The sequence below is a fragment of the Kribbella sp. NBC_00709 genome, assembly GCF_036226565.1.
Lineage (GTDB): Bacteria > Actinomycetota > Actinomycetes > Propionibacteriales > Kribbellaceae > Kribbella.
On sequence record NZ_CP108996.1, the window covers coordinates 4,468,957 to 4,486,415 of the forward strand.

Sequence of the window (17,459 nt, forward strand, 5' to 3'; positions counted from 1 at the left end):
TTCCTACGATGCGGTAGGTTTGTCAAGTGGTTGAGGACCCTGAACGACGCCGGCGCGCGCGTCATCTCGGTCCCGAGCGCCGCCGGCCGCTGATCCTGGACGCCGCGCTCGAGGTCTTCTCCGCGAACGGCTTCGCCGGTACGACGATGCAGTCGGTGGCGGACGCGGCCGGCGTGACCAAGCCGGTCGTCTACGACTCGTTCGCGAACCGCGACGAGCTGCTGCTGGCCCTGCTCGCCCGCGAGGAGCAGCATCTGGTCCTTTCGATCGTCGCCGCGCTGCCCGCGGACCCGAGCATCGGCACCCCGCAGGAGCACGTCCTCGAGGGCCTGACCGCGTTCCTGACCGCGGTCTCCAAGCAGCCGCAGTCGTGGCGGATCGTGTTCGGCGCGCAGTACGGCGCTGCACCCGTCGTCGCCGAGCGGGTCCGCGCCGCCCGGGCGTTCCTGGTCGAGAGCCTGCGACTGACCCTGCTCCAGTCCCTCCCCGGCGTCACCGACCCCGACGCGAACCTCCCGGTCCTGGCCGAGATGCTCGCCGCGATGACCGAGGCCAGCGCCCGGATGCTCGTGGTCGACGGCACCGACCGCAGCCCGGCCGAGCTGGCGAGAACCGTCTCCCAGGTCGTCGGCGGCGGCTTCGGCAACGTCTGATCCCCGGCCGCGATAGGTTCCCCCGACGGCGGCCGGACCAGGCGGCCGCGCTGCCACAAGGAGGGCAATGCCGTCGGCATCTCACGAACTGCTCGGCGACACCGATCCGCGCGATCACGGACCCGGCTGGCGGTACGTCGTCGTGCCGCTCAGCTCCCGCGGGACGAAGCTCAGCACGCTGGTCGGCCCGGACACCCGGATCGCCCGAGCGGTGCCGCCGGACCCGTTCACGGTGAACCCGACCGCGTCGGCATCAGCGAGCCGTGGAGCGCCGATCGCGATCAGCAACTGTCGCACAAGCCGAACTGGGCGCGGGTGGCCGAAATCGGCGCCGAGTCGGGCAGCCCGGTGACGCTGATCACTAGCGAGGACATCCGCCAGTACCAGCCCGCCAAGCCCCAGCCGGAGCGCGGCGGGCGGGCCGGGTGAGGGTATCCATCGCTCCACATACTGTGAAGTAGCTGTACGAGCGGTCACGATCGGCTTCCAGGTGGTGGACTCTGCGGCGTGGACGGGCGTCCGCCGATAGGGTGGGCGAACGTGAGCGAGACCGGAAGTGAGACCCGTACCCGCGCGCGGTTCGAGGTGCCTGAAGAACTCAGGGCCGACGTCCGCCTGCTCGGCGAGATCCTCGGCAAGGTTCTGGTCGAGTACGCCGGTCAGCCGCTGCTCGACGACGTCGAGAAACTACGCGAGCTGACCATTGCCGGCGACGGCGCCGCGGCCGAGGAACTGGTGGCGTCGTGGCCGCACGAGCGCGCCGAGGATGTGGCCAGGGCTTTCACCTGCTACTTCCACCTGACCAACCTCAGCGAGGAACTGCACCGCGCCCGCGTACTGCGGGAGCGCGACCGGGCCGGCAGCGAGGCCGTGGTGTCCGAGCTGGCCCAGGCCGTCGAGCAGATCTCCCGCGACAGCGGCGAGCAGCAGGCCCGCGCCCTGCTGAACGGACTGGAGTTCCGCCCCGTACTGACCGCGCACCCGACCGAGGCCCGGCGCCGCGCCGTACTGGCGACGATCCGGCGGATCTCGTCGCTGCTGGACGAGCGCCACGACCCACGGGCCGGCGACAGCGACCTGGCGGAGAACCGCCGTCGTCTGGTCGAGCAGGTCGACGTCCTGTGGCGTACGTCGCAGCTCCGCACCAGCCGGCCCTCTCCGCTGGACGAGGTGCGGTCCGCGATGGCTGTCTTCGAAGAGACCCTGTTCGATGTCGTGGGCAACGTCTACCGCCGCCTCGACGACGCGCTGGCCGGTGACGCGGCCGGGACGCGTACACCGGTGGTGGCGCCCTTCGTGCACCTGGGGTCGTGGATCGGCGGCGACCGCGACGGCAACCCGAACGTCACTGCCGCGATCACCCGCGAGGCCATGCAGATCCAGGCCGACCACGTGCTCCGCGCGCTGGAGCAGGCCACCGAAGTACTGGGCCGCGCACTGACCCTGGACGCCGGGACCACTCCGCCGTCCGCTCCGGTCCGTCGCATCCTGGAGGACGCCCGAGCGGTCAACCCCGAGCTGATCGCGGACATCGAGAGCCGTTCACCGTCCGAACCGCACCGGCAGCTGCTGTTGCTGGCGGCGCGCCGTCTGGCCGCGACGCGCGCTCGCGACGCCGACTTCGGTTACCCGCGGGCCGCGGACTACCTGCACGAGCTCAAGGTGCTGCAGGACTCTCTGGTCACGGCAGGAGCCCCACGCCAGGCGTACGGCGAGTTGCAGCAGCTCATCTGGCAGGTGCAGTCGTTCGGTTTCCACCTGGCCGAGCTGGAGATCCGTCAGCATTCCTCGGTGCACGCCAAGGCTCTGGAAGAGGTCCTGGGCGGCGGTGAGCTGTCCGACCAGACAGAGGAAGTGCTGGCGACAATCCGGGTGATCGGTCAGATCCAGCAGCGCTTCGGCCCCGAAGCCTGCCGTCGGTACGTCGTGTCGTTCACCCGTAACGCCGGCGACCTCGCCGCTGTGTACGAGCTGGCCGACGCCGCGCTGGACGGACGGCCGATCGAGCTGGACGTCGTACCGCTGTTCGAGACCGGCGAGGACCTGCAGAACTCGGTGGAGGTGCTGGACAACGCGATCCAGCTGACGCGGGTCCGTCACCGGCTCACCGCGAACGACCGGCGCTTCGAGGTCATGCTCGGGTACTCCGACTCTGCCAAGGACGTCGGACCGGTGTCGGCGACGCTGGCGCTGTACGACGCACAGGCGCGGATCACCGCCTGGGCGCAGCGCAACGCGATCCGGTTGACCCTGTTCCACGGTCGCGGCGGTGCACTCGGCCGTGGCGGTGGCCCGGCCAACCGCGCCGTACTCGCGCAGGCTCCGGGGTCGGTGGCCGGCCGGTTCAAGCTCACGGAGCAGGGCGAGGCGATCCCGGCGCGGTACGGCAACGCCGCGATCGCGCAGCGGCACATCGAGCAGGTGACCGCGGCGACGTTGCTGGCGTCCACTCCGGCGATCGAGGAGCGGGCCACGGCTGCGGCGGAGCGCTTCTCGGTGATGGAGAAGACGCTCGACGAGGCTGCGCGGACGGCGTACCACGGGCTCGTGAAGGCGGACGGGTTCGCGGAGTGGTTCGGCCGCGTGACTCCGCTGGAGGAGCTGGGGCAGCTGCCGCTCGGGTCGCGGCCGGCGCGCCGCGGTGTGGCGGTGTCGTCGCTGGAGGACCTGCGCGCGATCCCGTGGGTGTTCGCCTGGTCGCAGGCCCGCGTGAACGCCCCCGGTTGGTACGGCCTCGGTACTGCGCTCGCCGCGGTCGGAGACGTCGCACTGCTGCAGGACGCGAACCAGAACTGGCCGCTGTTCCAGGTGATGCTGGAGAACGCGGAGATGTCGCTGGCGAAGACAGACCGACGCATCCTCAGCCGCTACCTGGAGCTGGGTGACCGGCCGGAGCTGACGCGCCAGATGCTCGATGAGCATGCGCTGACGACCGAGTGGGTGCTCAAGGTGCTCGACCAGGAGCGGTTGCTGAAGGGGCGGCGCGTGCTGGGTCGTGCGGTGGAGCTGCGCAACCCGTACGTCGATGCGCTCAGCTACCTGCAGTTGCGGGCGCTCCGGACGCTGCGCACCGATGACTCGCTGGACGAGGAGCAGATCGTCCGCACCCGACGGCTGCTGCTGCTGACCGTTTCGGGTGTCGCTGCCGGCCTGCAGAACACCGGCTGATGTTCAGCGACCTGGACCGGCCCCCGCTGAACGAGAAGTTCCTGCGGGGGCGCCTGGTGCGTCCCGGTGCGCTGTGGACGCAGATCGACGTACTCACGGACACACCGTCGACCAATGCGGTCGTGGCGGCTGCGGCTGCGGGCGGACAGCCGGAGGGGTTGGTTGTTGCCGCGGAGTACCAGTCGTCCGGTCGCGGGCGGCTGGGGCGGACTTGGACCACACCACCGCGGTCAGCGCTGCTCATGTCTGTTCTGCTGCGTCCGGTGACGGTAGAGGCCGCCCGGTGGCCTTGGCTGGGGCTGCTGGTTCCGCTGGCCGTTGCCGCTGCGGTGCGCTCGGTTGCTGAGGTGCCGGCGCAGGTGAAGTGGCCGAACGACGTACTGGTCGAGGACCGCAAGCTGGCGGGCATCCTGCTCGAGCGGATCGAGGGGCCGGCCGCGGTCGTCGGCATCGGGCTCAACGTGACGCTGCGCTCCGACGAGAAGCCGCACGAGGCGGCGACCTCGCTGGAGTTGGAGAAGGCAGCAACGACCGATCGCGCCACCGTCATGGCCGCTGTCCTCCGCGAGCTCGCCTCCCGCTACCAGTCCTGGGTCGACGCCAAGGGTGATCCCGGCGTCGTGCTACCGGAGTACCGCGAATTGTCCGCGACGCTCGGTCAGGCGGTGCGGGTGGAACTGCCGGACGGCACGTTCCTGGAAGGCGTAGCGCGCGACCTGGCCGACGACGGCCGGCTCATCGTGGACACCGCCGATGGTCCGAGACCGTTGGCGGCGGGGGACGTCACTCACCTGCGGACCCGATAGTGCGTCCGTGGTCGGGGCGGTGGACCACGACGATGCGGTTGCCCGCACATACGGAACCTGTCTCCAGCACCTTCAAGTAAGCCCCGACCCGACCGGTCTTCGCGAACCGGTGATGGAACCGGTGGATCCCCATCCGCCCCGACAGATTCCCGCACGGCGTGCGCGGCGACCGTACCTCGACCAGGATCCCGTGCTTCGGCCCGCCGATCCGCCACCGCTCACCGATCACCGCCCCGGTGATGTCCAAGCCACACGTCGTCAGGTTCTCGCCGAACAACCCCGGCGGTATGTCCCGCTCCAATTCGACGGACCACCAGGCCGCATCCTCCTCGGCGTACGCGTAGAGCGCCTTGTCCGGCCCGCCGTGGTACCGCGTGTCGCACTGCCGATCACCGATCAGCCCGAGCTCCCCGACCTCGACCGCACCACGCACCGGCCGCTTGTCGATCGCCGTCCACCGAGTCGGCCCACGAATCACCTCGTACACAACGTTGACCGCCACCACCCGCGCGCCCATCAGCTGATCCACCGAATCGGATCGCCACTGTCCAGGTCCGCACACCCGGCGTCGTGCAACGCCCCGGCGACGAGCGTACGGCGGTACGACCCGAACGTGAGCACGTGCGCGATCATCGCGCCGGCCGCGTACACCTCGACGTTCTCGCCAGGGCACACGATCAGTTCGTCCAACCGATTCGCGCTGCACAGGTCGCCGACTTCTGCTGCGAACGCCGGCCCGACTTCGGCCAGTCGGCGCCGCATGCTCTGCACGCTTTCCCCTTGTTCTACAGAGAAGTCGTACTCCTGGCCGACCAGGTTCGCGTGCCACATCCCGAGCTGACCGACCAGCCGGGACAGCATCGAGCGCAGCGTCGGGCTGTCGTCGATCCCCTCGACCGAGATCTCGATCGGCCGGTCGAGCTGCTCGTCGGCCAGCGTCGCCGCCTGCCCGAGCATCTCGCCGAGCAGCCAGACGTGATGGTCAACCATCGTCCGCACCAGATCCATCGAACTCACCTCGTCCCTGGCCGCCACCCGCAGACCGTTCGGCGGGTGGAAGTGGATGCCACTCGGCGCGTCGAGCCGGATCCGGTCCGGCCGGCCACGCCACTGCGCCGGCGGTACGCCGTACGCCCGGCCGAAGGCGCGCGTGAACGCCTCGTGCGACCCGTACCCGGCCTCGACCGCGACGTCGAGGATGTGCCCGGGCCCGGTCAGCAACCGGTACGCCGACCGCTCGAGCAGGATCCGCCGTCGCAGCGCCCCGGGCCGCTCGCCCGCCGCGGCCGCGACCATCCGGTCGAAGTGCGACCGGGACAGCCCGGCGCGCGTCGCCAGGTCGGCCGCGGTCGCGCCGTGATCGTCCAGCGCGTCGGCCAACACGTCGACGAAGGCGGCGAGCACGTCGGTCATAGGACCATCGTGCCCGCCGCCGGGTCGTCGTACTTGATCGTTTTCGCTTTACTCGGTGAAGATCTTGACCGCGGTGATCAGGGTTTCGATGACCCCGTACCCGAGCAGGACGGCGACGAGGAGCCAGGAGATCACCAGGCGTGGGGTCTGGTTCATCGGGTTGCCTCCGCCGTCGACTCGGACGTTTCGTGGAATCGCTCGGACACCGAACGGATCAAGAGGTTGGCGACGAACCCGACCGCCAGCACCCCGACCATCGTGAACAGCGCCGGCCGGTACGCCGACACGGTCAACGTGCCCGGTTTGCCTTCGTGGTCGAGGAACCCGTTGATGATCAGCGGCCCCGCGATCCCGGCCGCCGACCACGCGGTCAGCAGCCGCCCGTGGATGGCACCGACCTGGTACGTCCCGAACAGATCCCGCAGGTACGCCGGAACCGCCGCGAACCCGCCGCCGTAGAACGAGATGATGATCGCGGCGAGCAGGACGAAGACCACCGTGCTGGTGTGGCCGACCGTGGCGAGCAGGGCGTACGCGATGATCCCGACGCCGAGGTACATCGCGTAGATCGGTTTGCGGCCGATCAGGTCCGACGTCGTCGACCAGCCGAACCGGCCGGCCATGTTGAAGATCGACAGCAGCCCGACGAACCCGGCCGCCGCCGCGACCGCGACACTCGACTTGCCGCCGTCACCACGGAAGAAGTCCTGGATCATCGGGCTCGCCTGCTCGAGGATGCCGATGCCCGCGGTCACGTTGCAGAACAGCACGACCCAGAGGAACCAGAACTGCGGGGTCTTGATCGCGTTCGCCGCCGACACGTTCGCGGTGGTGACAAGTGCCTTCTGCTGCACGGTTCTCGGGTCGAACCCGTCCGGTTTCCAGCCCTCGGCGGGGACGCGGATGTTGAAGACACCGAACATCATGATGACGAAGTAGCCGATGCCCAACGTGACGAACAGCCCCACCAGGGCGCTGCCGCCCGCGACCGACGTACTGACGTTCGGGTCGTAGCTGGAGTCGTACAGGCCGAGCAGCTGGCGCGACAGCGGGCTCGCGACGAGTGCGCCGCCGCCGAAGCCCATGATCGCCAGACCGGTGGCGAGACCCGGGCGGTCCGGGAACCACTTGATCAGCGTGGACACCGGCGAGATGTAGCCGATGCCGAGACCGATGCCGCCGATCACGCCGTACCCGAGATAGACCAGCCAGAGCTGGCCGGTGCCGATGCCGAGGGCACCGACCAGGAAGCCGGTGGCCCAGAAACAGGCGGCGACGAACATCGCCTTCCGTGGGCCGTTGCGTTCGACCCAGGTACCGCCGATCGCGGCGGACAGGCCGAGCATCACGATCGCGATGCTGAACACCACGCCGACCGCGGTCTGACTGCTGTCGAAGTGCTTCACCATCGAGGTCTTGTAGACGCTGGTCGCGTACGCCTGCCCGATGCAGAGGTGAACGGCCAGCGCGGCCGGCGGGATCAGCCAGCGGCTGTACCCCGGCGGGGCGATGGTGTGCTCCCGATCGAGTATCGACAAGACTGCCATCACGGCTCCTTCTCGTCCCCCAGTTGGTAACCCCTCGCGCATCTTGGCTCACTGTATGCACTTTGTGAAGCGTTGAACCACTTTGTCGCCCGATAGGTACCCACCGGTTGCCCTCGTACGTGTCGGGACGGGACATTCGGACCCGCTAGCTGTGAGACTGGGGGTATGGCGATCTCGGCGAAGTTGTTGGGTGAGGACGAGTACGTCGTCGTCAGCACCCGGACGCACTGGAAGGCGCTGATCGGGCCGGTGCTCCTGCTGCTGGTGGTGGCGGGCGCGGGTGGTTTCCTGGCCGCGATCGTGCCGACCGGCTCGTTGCAGACCCCGGCCCGGATCGCGATCCTCGCGGTCGGCGTGGTGGTCCTGGCGGCGTTCGCGCTGAAGCCGTTCCTGAACTGGTTCTTCTCGACGTACACGATCACCAACCGGCGGCTGATCACCCGGCACGGCATCCTCACCCGGACCGGCCGGGACATCCCGCTCATGCGGATCAACGACGTCTCCTACGAGCACGGCCTGATCGACCGCATCCTCGGCTGCGGCACCCTGCACATCGAGTCCGCCGGCGAACGCGGCCAGGTCGTCCTCCCCGACGTACCGCACGTCGAGCACGTCCACCTGCAGATGTCCGACCTGCTCTTCGGCGGCCCCGAAGGCAAACCCGGCGACGGCATCCTCGAGAGCGAGGACCCCCCGGAACACATGCGCCGCCGCCCCCAGCAACAACCCCAACAGCAACCACCGTCCCGAACCGAAGACGGCGAAACCCTCTTCAGCTCAGACGACGACCGCTAGAACACCTCGACGCTGGCGGGGGCCAGCGGCCAGCGGAAGGCTGCGGTTGCCTGGTTGAGGGTGCCGGGGGTTTGTTCGGTGACTCGGCCGGTGGTGGTGAATTCGGCGAGGGAGCGGCCGCCTAGGTAGGTGGCGCCTAGTTCGGTGATCGAGAGGGTCAGGTCGGCCGGGTCTTCGGTGCGTTCGCAGGAGACGGAGGTCGCGGAGGCGGTCAGGCGGAAGCGGCCGGTGTTGGACTCGATCAGGTCGTCGGTGACGTCCAGTACGACGTCGATGGGCACGGTGTACCGGCGTTCTTGCAGGGCTCGTTGGACGTCGGTGATGCGGATCCAGAGGGATTCGCTGACGCGGCGGTCGAGGGCGGTCGGGGTGCGGACGAGTTGCAGGAGCGGCTCGTCGACGGCGCCGTACCCGTAGCCGAGCGTGGCGCTCAGGTCCATCGTCAGCAGGTGCTGCCAGAGCACCCGGTACGCCGTGGGCTCGGGGGCGACCAGCTCCTCGACGTGCACCTCGTACGCCGGGCCGGTCGGACTCCAGACCATCTTGCCGCGCCAGAGCGCATACCCGTCCACGCTGCCGGTCTCGTCGCGATGCACCACGATCCGGAGAGCGGTCCGCCCGCCGCGATCGTCCGGCTTGTCCTCCAGGTGCTTCTGCCAGCGCAGCTCCGACCGGTCGGACACCCCGGCTCGAACCTGTTGCAGCCTGCCCAGGATCGGCGGCAGCTCCTTGAGCGCGTCGTCCGCGGTCAGCTCACCGAGCTCGCCCGGACGGATCGGCCCGGTCGGCGGACCGACCCGGTGCAGGTCGACCTCGTACGCCGTACCCCAGGCGGCCGCGCCGTACCCGAAGCGGCCGTAGATCGCCGGCTCGCTGGCCCACAGCACCGCGATCGCCTCCGGCACCTCGCGCAGCTGCCGCTCCATCAACTGGGACAGCACCCCGCGCCGCCGATGCGTCGCCCGGACGCCGACCCCGGTCACATGCGCCGCGGGCACGACGGCCCCCGGGACGGACAAGGTCCGGGTCAATGCCAGCGTGGTCCCGATGAACTCCTCGCCGTCGACCGCCACCAACGTCCGCTCCGGCTCGAACAGCTGCTGGGCGAGATCGTTCGGCTCCACCTCGAACATCATCGCCGCGCTGAACACCGCCCGGACCGCGTCGAACTCCCCGGCCTCGGCCGCACGCACCTCGAAGTCGCTCACCTTCGCATCCTCACACGCGACGCCGACATAACCAATGACGATGCGAGAGCATCTACTCAGCTAAGGGGTGGTGCAGATGAGCAAGATTCTCGGAACGGCGACGGCTGCCATGCTGCTGGCAGCGGGCCTGATTCCTGGATCGGCGGCAGCAACGCCGACAGCGGTAGGCGGATGCCCGGTGGCGGTGGGGTCCGTGACGGCCGGTGGCGACCATCGGGAACAGGGTGTCTTCGCGGGTACGCCGCCAACGGCTCCGGCCAGTCGCATCCTGGGGCAGGCCGTGTACCCCGATGGAGCGGTCCGGATCAGCTCGTCGATCTCGCGGGGCGATGACGGGATCAGCATCGCGTTCGTGTCGGGCTACAGCGTCGTGGGGGATGCGCTGTACTTCGCGCAGTACTCGACCGGTGAAGACGGCGTGATCGACGGCGGGATCAAGCGGATCGGCGGCGGGTGGGGGACCTTCGTCGCGCTCGACGAGGCGACGTACTACGACGGGACGCTGCGGTACAACACGTACGGACTCCGCAACGACGGCACGCTGTTCCGGTGGACCGTCGACAAGAGCGGTGTCTGGCGGAACAAGGTGTCCGCGCCCGGATTCGCCGCGGTAAAGTCGATGACGCTGATCAGTTCGACCAAGACCTACGACACGTTCCTCGCGAACACCCGCGGCGGTGCGCTGTACACGATCCACATCCCGGCCAGTGCGCCGATGAAGCCGATCGTCAAGCAGGTCCGCAGTTCGACCTGGCAGGGCTTCGAGACGCTACTCGCGCAGCAATGCGGCCAGTACGGCTCGGTTCTGGTCGGCATCGACCGGGACACCCACGCCGCCTACATGTACGTCGTCGGCCACGCAACCGGCGCGACCACCGTCATCCAGTCACTCGGCAAGGTCCCCGCAACCTTCACCGACCCGGTCTACTTCCACTTCACCGACGGCAACGCAACCTTCAAACCACCGTTCGGCGAGTGACGGCTTCAGACTGCTTCGACGTTGTCTACGAGCCAGTGGCCGGACACTGACTGGAGAGTTAGCTGTACTCGGGTGCGCTGGATGCTCGGGGTCGAGGCGGCTTTTGTTGTCGTTGTGGTGTCGACGAACAGGAGGACGTGGGCCGTGGTGGCGGTTGCGTCCTTGACTGCGGCGTCGGTGACCTCGGCCTTGGCGACGGCCTGCTGACTCAGCTGTTGCGGACGGATCGCGGCCACGGTCTTCGCGAACTCGGCGCCGAACTTCTCCGTCGTGACCTTCTGGGTCGCCGACGCGTAGTCGTCGAGCTTCCGGTAGTCATAGCTGAAGAGGACGCCGACATTCGTCCGCGCAGCCGCCAGGACCTCCGTGCGTACCTGCTCACCCGGACCGGCGGCGTCGAGCTGGCGCTGCAGGTCGTCGGCGCGCTTCAGCTGCGTGTTCGCGTCGGATCGCACGATCGCGACGGCCGCGATCCCCGCACCGACAGCGCCCACCAGCAACACAGCCAGAACGATGCTGACGACGACTGCCGGACGCGGTGACCGCGCTTGCCGGGCTGAAGAGGAAGTCATCGAGGTCAGCGGACAGCCGGCAGATCTCCGGTCGAGTCGTCGAGTGCGGCCGGGGAATCCGGCGCCGGGGCGTGCTCGGCCTCGTCGAGCTCGAGCTCTTCCTTGAAGACGAACTTGCGGTACGACCAGAAGCGGAACAGGGTGCCGAGTCCGAGGCCGATGAAGTTCGCGGCGATGTTGTCGGACAGCCAGGTGTGCAGATCCAGCACATACCGCGAGAAGGCCAGGCAGCCGGCGGCGATCAGCAGACCGATCCCGTTCAGCACGAAGAACAGCACGTACTCACGGTGCAGGCCGCTGCGCTCGCGGTGGCGCCACGTCCAGTACCGGTTGCCGAAGTACGTCACGACGGTCGCGACCGTGGTCGAGATCAGCTTCGCGGTCAGCGGCTTGTGGTGCAGCATGCCCTCGCCCGAGTCCGCGAGGACCAGCGGGTTGTTGAACACGAGCCAGTTGTAGATCGGCAGGTCGACGACCAGACCGAGCAGACCGACCAGACCGAACTTGGCCACTTCGTGCACCAGGTGCTGGAACTGGCGGTACAGCGTGGTGACGAGCTTCAACGGTCTCCGGAACCTTCTGTGATCACATCGCGACGGGAGGGGCAGCTTCCCACGGTACCCGGCGACCGCTCCGACCCCGAAATCGCCAGTGTGCCGCGGTGGCCGCCGACCGGCTGATGTTGTATGGACATTAGGCTCCGGTCTGTGAAGTTCGATCGAAATGACCTCCCCGTCGGCACGCCGGTCGTCGGCATGGTCGGCGGCGGCCAATTGGCCCGGATGACGCAGGAAACAGCCGTCGCGCTCGGCATCCAGCTCCGCGTGCTCGCCGAAGGTCCCGCGGTGTCCGCCGCGCAGGCCGTTGCGGACGCGCCGGTCGGTGACTACAAGGACCTCGAGACGGTACGGCGGTTCGCTGCCGAGTGCGACGTGGTGACGTTCGACCACGAGCACGTGCCGACCGAGATCCTGCACGCCCTCGAGGAAGACGGCCTGAAGGTCCGCCCCGGCCCGGACGCGCTCGTGCACGCCCAGGACAAGGCCGTGATGCGCGCCCGGCTCGACACCTTCGACGCGCCGTCGCCGGCGCACCAGCTGGTCGCGACACCGGCCGAGGTCGAGGACTTCGCCAAGCGGGTCGGCGGGTTCCCGATCATCCTCAAGACCACCCGCGGCGGGTACGACGGCAAGGGCGTCTGGTTCGTCGACGGGCCGGACGACGAGGACGTCGCGACCGCCTTCGCGAGCGGCGTACCGATCCTGGCCGAGGAGAAGGTGGACTTCGTCCGGGAGCTGTCCGCGATCGTGGCCCGCTCGCCGCACGGGCAAGCGGTCGCGTACCCGATCGTCGAGTCTGTGCAGAAGAACGGCATCTGTGTCGAGGTCACCGCGCCCGCGCCCGGTCTGGCGCCGGAGAGGGCTGCGCAGGCACAGCAGACCGCGCTGCGGATCGCCGGTGAGCTCGGCGTGGTCGGCGTACTCGCGGTGGAGATGTTCGAGGCCCGCGACGGACGGCTGCTCGTCAACGAGCTGGCAATGCGTCCGCACAACACCGGCCACTGGTCGATCGACGGCGCGGTGACGTCCCAGTTCGAGAACCACCTGCGCGCCGTGCTCGATCTGCCACTTGGATCGCCGGCCGCGCGAGCGCCGTACACCGTGATGGTCAACGTGCTCGGCGGGGACGTCGAGGACATGCACCGCGGCCTGCTGCACTGCATGGCCCGCGACCCGGGCCTGAAGGTCCACTTCTACGGGAAGTCGGTGAAGCCGGGCCGCAAGATCGGCCACGTCACGGCGTACGGCGACGACCTCGAACAGACCCGCGAACGCGCCCGGCACGCGGCCGCGTACCTGACCGGAACCATCGACGAATAGGGAAGCCCATGATCGGCATTGTGATGGGGTCGGACAGCGACTGGCCGACGATGAAGGCCGCGGCCGAGGTGTGTGACGAATTCGACGTGCCCTTTGAGGCAGACGTCATCTCCGCGCACCGGATGCCGGTCGAGATGATCGATTACGGACGGTCAGCGCACGAGCGGGGCCTGAAGGTGCTGATCGCCGGTGCCGGCGGGGCCGCGCACCTGCCCGGCATGCTCGCGTCGGTGACACCGTTGCCCGTGATCGGCGTACCGGTTCCGCTCAAATATCTCGACGGAATGGACTCTTTGCTATCGATCGTCCAGATGCCGGCCGGTGTCCCGGTTGCAACGGTGTCAATCGGGAACGCTCGGAATGCGGGGCTGCTGGCGGTGCGGATCCTGGCCGCGTCCGACGAGAAGTTGCGGGACCGGATGATCGCGTTCCAGGAATCTCTCGCCGAAGTGGCACGGGGCAAGGGGAGCACTGTGCGTGACGGGGCGGCAGAGTTGCGTAAAGGCTGAGGCAGTCGCTGGTTTCCACAGGATGGGGGCGGGTAGTCGTGAGATCCCATTGGTTGTCGTCTAAGGTCGTCGATCGTGACTCCGCCCACTGATTCGGATACGCAGCGCATACCGGTCCGTTATTGGATCTGGTTGTTCGGCGCCGCCGTATCTCTGCTCGGCGATCTGACGATGACGTTCGCCATCGGATGGTCGGCCAGCCAGCACGGCGGCCGTGTCGCCGGGCTCATCCTGCTCCTGGCCGCCGCCCCGCGGGCCGCGCTGCTGCTCGTCGGCGGCGCGCTCGGCGACCGGTTCGGCGCTCCGCGAGTGCTGCTGGTGAGTTGTACAGCGATGTTCCTGGTGACGTTGGCGCTCGTGCCCGCCACTATCGCGTTCGACGAGCCGATCTGGCTGCTGGTGATCCTGGCGCTGGTGGTCGGCGTGATCGATGCGTTCTTCCTCCCGTCGTCCCGCGCGATGCCCCGCCTGCTGGTCCCGCAGGAGCAGGTCCCGCGCGCGCTGGCGAGCTTCCAGGTGACGGGCGTCGTGTTCGCCGTCAGCGGTACCGCGGTCGGCGGCGTCCTGGTCAGCTGGGCGGGCCTCACGGCAGCCGGCGGCTTCGACGCCCTGACCTTCGGCGTGATGATCGTCGTACTCATCCTGCTGCGGAAGATGATCGCACCGCCGGCGAGAATGCCGTCGGGAATGCTGCGGTCGATCGGGGCCGGCATCAAGGTCGCCTTCAGTCGACCGCTGACGCGCGCACTGCTGTTGACGATGACAGTCGCGGCTGGTCTGCTGATGCCTCTTGATGCGTTGCTGTTCCCGCTGCTGGCTCGCTCGCACGGATGGAACGCCGCGACCGCCGGTCTGCTCGTTGCCAGCCGCAGTCTCGGAGTGGGTGTCATTGCCCTGCGCATCTTGATGCGCGGAGCCTTTCCCCGGCCCGGCATGTTCGCCGCGTTCGGTCTACTGGTGGCGGCGGCCGGTCTCCTCGGGCTCTCGCTCTTCGAGCCGTTGCCGCTGACCTTCGCCGCCGGCGTGCTGAGCGGGATCGGCGTGGGCACCTTTACAGGTCACGTGCTGCCGCTGCTGATGAACTCGGTGGAGCGTGAGTTCCAGTCCCGCCTGCAGTCCATCGTCGTGCTGGCCCAGAGCCTCGCCGTGGTGATCATGAACCCGGTGCTCGGCGGCCTGTCCGATGTGAGCAGTGTGGGCATCACCGGTGTCTGCCTGGGCATCTCGGTGGCCGCAGCCCTCACCGGCTGTGTCATGCTCACCCGTCCCGTGCTGCGGGCAGCGACCGTCGTCTAGGGCCGGCCCGGCGCCCGGTAGGTCCAGCCAGCTGCGCGCCAGGCGTCGGCGTTCAGGTTGAGGCGGGCGTCGATGACGACCGGGTGGGCGACGAGCCCTCTCAGGGCGGCGGGATCGAGCTCGCGGAACTCGGGCCACTCGGTGAGATGCAGTACGGCGTGGGCGTCGCGGCAAGCCTCGGCCGCGGTGGGGGCGTAGCGCAGCGTCGGGCGGACCCGGCGGGCGTTCTCCATCGCTTCCGGGTCGTAGACGGTGACGTTCGCGCCGTGCAGCTGGATCCGGCCGGCCACGTCGAGCGCGGGCGAGTCGCGAACATCGTCCGTACCGGCCTTGAACGCGGCGCCGAGCACGGTGACGTTCTTGCCGACCCAGTCGCCGCCGAGCATCTCGTGGGTGATGTCAACGATCCCGGCACGGCGGCGCTGGTTGATGTCGTCGACCTCACGCAGGAACGTGATGACCTCTTCGACACCGAGCTCGCCGGCCCGGTGCATGAACGCGCGCAGGTCCTTCGGCAGGCAGCCGCCGCCGTACCCGGGGCCGGCGTTCAGCATGCCGCGGCCGATCCGCTTGTCGTAGCCGAGCGCGTCGGCCAGCAGCGTCACGTCGGCGCCGGTCGCCTCGGCCATCTCGGCGAGCGCGTTGATGAACGAGATCTTCGTGGCCAGGAAGGCGTTCGCGCCGCCCTTCACCAGCTCCGCGGTCGGCAGGTTGCACACGACGACCGGCGTACCCTCGCCGATCGGGGTGGCGAACACCTCGCGCAGCCGGGTCTCCGCGGCCTCGGACTGGACGCCGAAGACCAGCCGGTCCGGGTGCAGCGTGTCGTCCACGCCGTGCGCCTCGCGGAGGAACTCGGGCTGCCAGGCGATCTCCACCGCCGTACCGGCCGGGGCTTCGGCGTGGAAGCGGGCCTCGACGATCTTCGACGTACCGACCGGGACCGTGGAGCGGCCGACGACCAGCGCCGGCTTGGTCAGCAGCGGGGCGAGCATGTCGACGACCGAGTGCACCTGGGCCAGGTCGGCCGCCTCGCTGCCCTCGAGCTGCGGCGTGCCGACGCAGATGAAGTGCACGTCGGCCCAGTCGCCGATCTCGCGGTAGTCCTTGGTGAACCGCAGCCGGCCGGAGTCCACGTGCTTCTTCAGCAGCGGGTCCAGACCGGGTTCGTACAGCGGAGCCTTGCCGTCGTTCAGCAGCTTCAGCCGGTGCTCGTCGATCTCGACCCCGATCACGTCGAAGCCGAACTCGGCCATCCCGGCAGCGGTGTTCGCGCCGAGGTAGTTGGTGCCGATCACGGCGATCCGCAGGGGGCGGGAGGTCGCTTCACTCATGTCGGGGACTCTACCCATCGTGGTTATCAGCGGGTGACCGGTGTGTGGCCGGGGCGTGCGGACTTGGTCACTTTCGGCGTACGACGCACTCCGCGGGCGGGTTGTTCGTCGTACTGTGTGACTCGTGAGTAACTCATTCGAGCTGTACGCGCTGTCCGAGGAGCACCAGGCAATCCGGGACGCTGTCCGGGACGTCTGCGATGCCAAGGTCGCCCCGCACGCCGGGGACGTGGACGAGCTGGCCGAGTTCCCCAAGGCGTCGTACGACGCGCTGAAGGCCTCGGACTTCCACGCGCCGCACATCCCGGAGCAGTACGGCGGTGCCGGTGCGGACGCGCTCGCGACGGTGATCGTGATCGAGGAGGTCGCCCGCGCCTGCGCCTCGACCTCGCTGATCCCGGCCGTGAACAAGCTCGGCTCGCTGCCGCTGCTGCTGTCCGCCTCCGACGAGGTGAAGCAGCGCTACCTGCCGCCGGTCGCCGCGGGCGACGCGATGTTCTCGTACTGCCTGTCCGAGCCGGAGGCCGGCTCGGACGCTGTCTCGATGAAGACGCGGGCGGTGCTCGACGGGGACTCGTACGTCGTGAACGGCGTGAAGCGGTGGATCACCAACGCCGGGGTCTCGGACTTCTACACGGTCTTCGCGGTGACGGATCCGGACGCGCGATCTCGTGGGATCTCGGCCTTCGTGGTCGAGAAGTCCGACGAGGGCGTCTCGTTCGGCGCGCCGGAGAAGAAGCTCGGCATCAAGGGCTCACCGACCCGCGAGGTGTACTTCGACAACGTGCGGATCCCCGCTTCCCGGATGATCGGTCCGGAAGGCACGGGGTTCGCGACCGCGATGGCGACGCTGGACCACACCCGGGTGACGATCGCGGCGCAGGCGCTCGGGATCGCGCAGGGGGCGCTCGACTACGCGCTCGGGTACGTGAAGGAGCGCAAGCAGTTCGGCAAGGCGATCGCGGAGTTCCAGGGCCTGCAGTTCATGCTCGCCGACATGGGCATGAAGATCGAGGCGGCCCGTCAGCTCACGTACGCCGCAGCCGCCCGCTCCGAGCGGGGTGACGCCGACCTCACGTACTTCGGCGCCGCGGCCAAGTGCTTCGCCTCCGACGTGGCGATGGCCGTCACGACCGACGCAGTACAGCTGCTCGGCGGCTACGGCTACACCCACGACTACCCGGTCGAACGCATGATGCGCGACGCCAAGATCACCCAGATCTACGAAGGCACCAACCAGGTCCAGCGCATCGTCATGGCCCGCCAACTCCTCAAGGGCCTCGGCTAGCACAAACAAGT

At 68.8% G+C, this 17,459-nt stretch carries 18 protein-coding genes; 9 read left to right on the forward strand and 9 right to left on the reverse strand.

Annotated features, from left to right (window positions below; genetic code table 11):
- Positions 1-26 precede the first annotated feature (26 nt).
- Complete coding sequence (locus OHA18_RS21995) at positions 27-653, forward strand: TetR/AcrR family transcriptional regulator (protein ID WP_328997136.1); 627 nt, start codon at positions 27-29, stop codon at positions 651-653.
- A 114-nt stretch (positions 654-767) separates the two neighbouring features.
- On the opposite strand, the gene OHA18_RS22000 is transcribed toward OHA18_RS21995, so the two are convergent.
- Positions 768-950 carry a hypothetical protein gene (locus OHA18_RS22000; RefSeq protein WP_328997137.1) on the reverse strand — a complete coding sequence of 61 codons (183 nt, stop codon included), beginning with the start codon at positions 948-950 and terminating at the stop codon, positions 768-770.
- 243 nt (positions 951-1,193) lie between these two features.
- On the opposite strand from OHA18_RS22000, the gene OHA18_RS22005 reads away from it, so the two are divergent.
- Together OHA18_RS22005 and OHA18_RS22010 are read left to right on the forward strand one after the other, a co-directional pair.
- The gene (locus tag OHA18_RS22005; RefSeq protein WP_328997138.1) at positions 1,194-3,821 is read left to right on the forward strand and encodes a phosphoenolpyruvate carboxylase; all 2,628 of its coding nucleotides are present in this window, start codon (positions 1,194-1,196) and stop codon (positions 3,819-3,821) included.
- Positions 3,821-4,627: a biotin--[acetyl-CoA-carboxylase] ligase gene (locus tag OHA18_RS22010; RefSeq protein ID WP_328997139.1), complete on the forward strand. Its 807-nt coding sequence runs from the start codon at positions 3,821-3,823 to the stop codon at positions 4,625-4,627. Before OHA18_RS22005 ends, OHA18_RS22010 begins: the two co-directional genes overlap by 1 nt.
- On the opposite strand, the gene OHA18_RS22015 is transcribed toward OHA18_RS22010, so the two are convergent.
- From OHA18_RS22015 to OHA18_RS22025, 4 genes are read right to left on the reverse strand one after another with little or no spacing between them, the layout of a single operon-like run.
- Positions 4,605-5,144 (reverse strand): MOSC domain-containing protein, encoded by a 540-nt coding sequence (locus OHA18_RS22015; RefSeq protein ID WP_328997140.1) that lies wholly within the window; start codon positions 5,142-5,144, stop codon positions 4,605-4,607. The two genes, OHA18_RS22010 and OHA18_RS22015, sit on opposite strands and share 23 nt — an antisense overlap.
- On the reverse strand, positions 5,144-6,040 hold the full coding sequence (locus OHA18_RS22020) for a helix-turn-helix transcriptional regulator (RefSeq protein ID WP_328997141.1): 897 nt from the start codon (positions 6,038-6,040) through the stop codon (positions 5,144-5,146). Before OHA18_RS22020 ends, OHA18_RS22015 begins: the two co-directional genes overlap by 1 nt.
- Before the next feature lie 48 nt (positions 6,041-6,088).
- On the reverse strand, positions 6,089-6,196 hold the full coding sequence (locus OHA18_RS43365; protein ID WP_417466407.1) for an MFS transporter small subunit: 108 nt from the start codon (positions 6,194-6,196) through the stop codon (positions 6,089-6,091).
- Entirely contained in the window at positions 6,193-7,587 is a 1,395-nt protein-coding gene (locus tag OHA18_RS22025; RefSeq protein WP_328997142.1) for an OFA family MFS transporter, read from the reverse strand. Before OHA18_RS22025 ends, OHA18_RS43365 begins: the two co-directional genes overlap by 4 nt.
- A gap of 165 nt (positions 7,588-7,752) precedes the next feature.
- On the opposite strand from OHA18_RS22025, the gene OHA18_RS22030 reads away from it, so the two are divergent.
- Positions 7,753-8,382: a PH domain-containing protein gene (locus tag OHA18_RS22030; RefSeq protein ID WP_328997143.1), complete on the forward strand. Its 630-nt coding sequence runs from the start codon at positions 7,753-7,755 to the stop codon at positions 8,380-8,382.
- Here OHA18_RS22030 and OHA18_RS22035 read toward each other — a convergent pair.
- Entirely contained in the window at positions 8,379-9,590 is a 1,212-nt protein-coding gene (locus OHA18_RS22035) for a GNAT family N-acetyltransferase (protein ID WP_328997144.1), read from the reverse strand. The genes OHA18_RS22030 and OHA18_RS22035 overlap by 4 nt on opposite strands.
- Positions 9,591-9,666: 76 nt before the next feature.
- Between OHA18_RS22035 and OHA18_RS22040 the strand changes: the two genes are divergently transcribed.
- Positions 9,667-10,569 (forward strand): hypothetical protein, encoded by a 903-nt coding sequence (locus OHA18_RS22040; protein ID WP_328997145.1) that lies wholly within the window; start codon positions 9,667-9,669, stop codon positions 10,567-10,569.
- A gap of 5 nt (positions 10,570-10,574) precedes the next feature.
- Here the strand turns inward: OHA18_RS22040 and OHA18_RS22045 are convergent, their stop codons facing one another.
- Both OHA18_RS22045 and OHA18_RS22050 read right to left on the reverse strand, forming a co-directional pair.
- A complete protein-coding gene (locus tag OHA18_RS22045; protein WP_328997146.1) occupies positions 10,575-11,141 on the reverse strand; it encodes a hypothetical protein in 567 nt (188 codons plus the stop codon).
- A 5-nt stretch (positions 11,142-11,146) separates the two neighbouring features.
- On the reverse strand, positions 11,147-11,704 hold the full coding sequence (locus tag OHA18_RS22050) for a GtrA family protein (RefSeq protein ID WP_328997147.1): 558 nt from the start codon (positions 11,702-11,704) through the stop codon (positions 11,147-11,149).
- 144 nt (positions 11,705-11,848) lie between these two features.
- Between OHA18_RS22050 and OHA18_RS22055 the strand changes: the two genes are divergently transcribed.
- The 3 genes from OHA18_RS22055 to OHA18_RS22065 all read left to right on the forward strand — a co-directional run bounded on the left by OHA18_RS22055 (position 11,849) and on the right by OHA18_RS22065 (position 14,826).
- Complete coding sequence (locus tag OHA18_RS22055; protein WP_328997148.1) at positions 11,849-13,021, forward strand: 5-(carboxyamino)imidazole ribonucleotide synthase; 1,173 nt, start codon at positions 11,849-11,851, stop codon at positions 13,019-13,021.
- Positions 13,022-13,029: 8 nt separating this feature from the next.
- Positions 13,030-13,530 (forward strand): 5-(carboxyamino)imidazole ribonucleotide mutase, encoded by a 501-nt coding sequence (gene purE / locus OHA18_RS22060; RefSeq protein ID WP_328997149.1) that lies wholly within the window; start codon positions 13,030-13,032, stop codon positions 13,528-13,530.
- A 75-nt stretch (positions 13,531-13,605) separates the two neighbouring features.
- On the forward strand, positions 13,606-14,826 hold the full coding sequence (locus tag OHA18_RS22065) for an MFS transporter (protein WP_328997150.1): 1,221 nt from the start codon (positions 13,606-13,608) through the stop codon (positions 14,824-14,826).
- Here OHA18_RS22065 and OHA18_RS22070 read toward each other — a convergent pair.
- Complete coding sequence (locus tag OHA18_RS22070; protein WP_328997151.1) at positions 14,823-16,160, reverse strand: UDP-glucose dehydrogenase family protein; 1,338 nt, start codon at positions 16,158-16,160, stop codon at positions 14,823-14,825. The two genes, OHA18_RS22065 and OHA18_RS22070, sit on opposite strands and share 4 nt — an antisense overlap.
- Before the next feature lie 124 nt (positions 16,161-16,284).
- Between OHA18_RS22070 and OHA18_RS22075 the strand changes: the two genes are divergently transcribed.
- On the forward strand, positions 16,285-17,448 hold the full coding sequence (locus OHA18_RS22075; protein ID WP_328997152.1) for an acyl-CoA dehydrogenase family protein: 1,164 nt from the start codon (positions 16,285-16,287) through the stop codon (positions 17,446-17,448).
- The last annotated feature ends 11 nt before the right edge of the window (positions 17,449-17,459 follow it).

Excerpts from the sequence above, each read along its gene's own strand:
- OHA18_RS22010 (WP_328997139.1), top strand. The coding sequence starts at position 3,821 with ATGTTCAGCGACCTGGACCGGCCCCCGCTGAACGAGAAGTTCCTGCGG.
- OHA18_RS22015 (WP_328997140.1), bottom strand. The coding sequence starts at position 5,144 with ATGGGCGCGCGGGTGGTGGCGGTCAACGTTGTGTACGAGGTGATTCGT.
- OHA18_RS22020 (WP_328997141.1), bottom strand. The coding sequence starts at position 6,040 with ATGACCGACGTGCTCGCCGCCTTCGTCGACGTGTTGGCCGACGCGCTG.
- OHA18_RS43365 (WP_417466407.1), bottom strand. The coding sequence starts at position 6,196 with ATGAACCAGACCCCACGCCTGGTGATCTCCTGGCTCCTCGTCGCCGTC.
- OHA18_RS22025 (WP_328997142.1), bottom strand. The coding sequence starts at position 7,587 with ATGGCAGTCTTGTCGATACTCGATCGGGAGCACACCATCGCCCCGCCG.
- OHA18_RS22030 (WP_328997143.1), top strand. The coding sequence starts at position 7,753 with ATGGCGATCTCGGCGAAGTTGTTGGGTGAGGACGAGTACGTCGTCGTC.
- OHA18_RS22040 (WP_328997145.1), top strand. The coding sequence starts at position 9,667 with ATGAGCAAGATTCTCGGAACGGCGACGGCTGCCATGCTGCTGGCAGCG.
- OHA18_RS22045 (WP_328997146.1), bottom strand. The coding sequence starts at position 11,141 with ATGACTTCCTCTTCAGCCCGGCAAGCGCGGTCACCGCGTCCGGCAGTC.
- purE (WP_328997149.1), top strand. The coding sequence starts at position 13,030 with ATGATCGGCATTGTGATGGGGTCGGACAGCGACTGGCCGACGATGAAG.
- OHA18_RS22070 (WP_328997151.1), bottom strand. The coding sequence starts at position 16,160 with ATGAGTGAAGCGACCTCCCGCCCCCTGCGGATCGCCGTGATCGGCACC.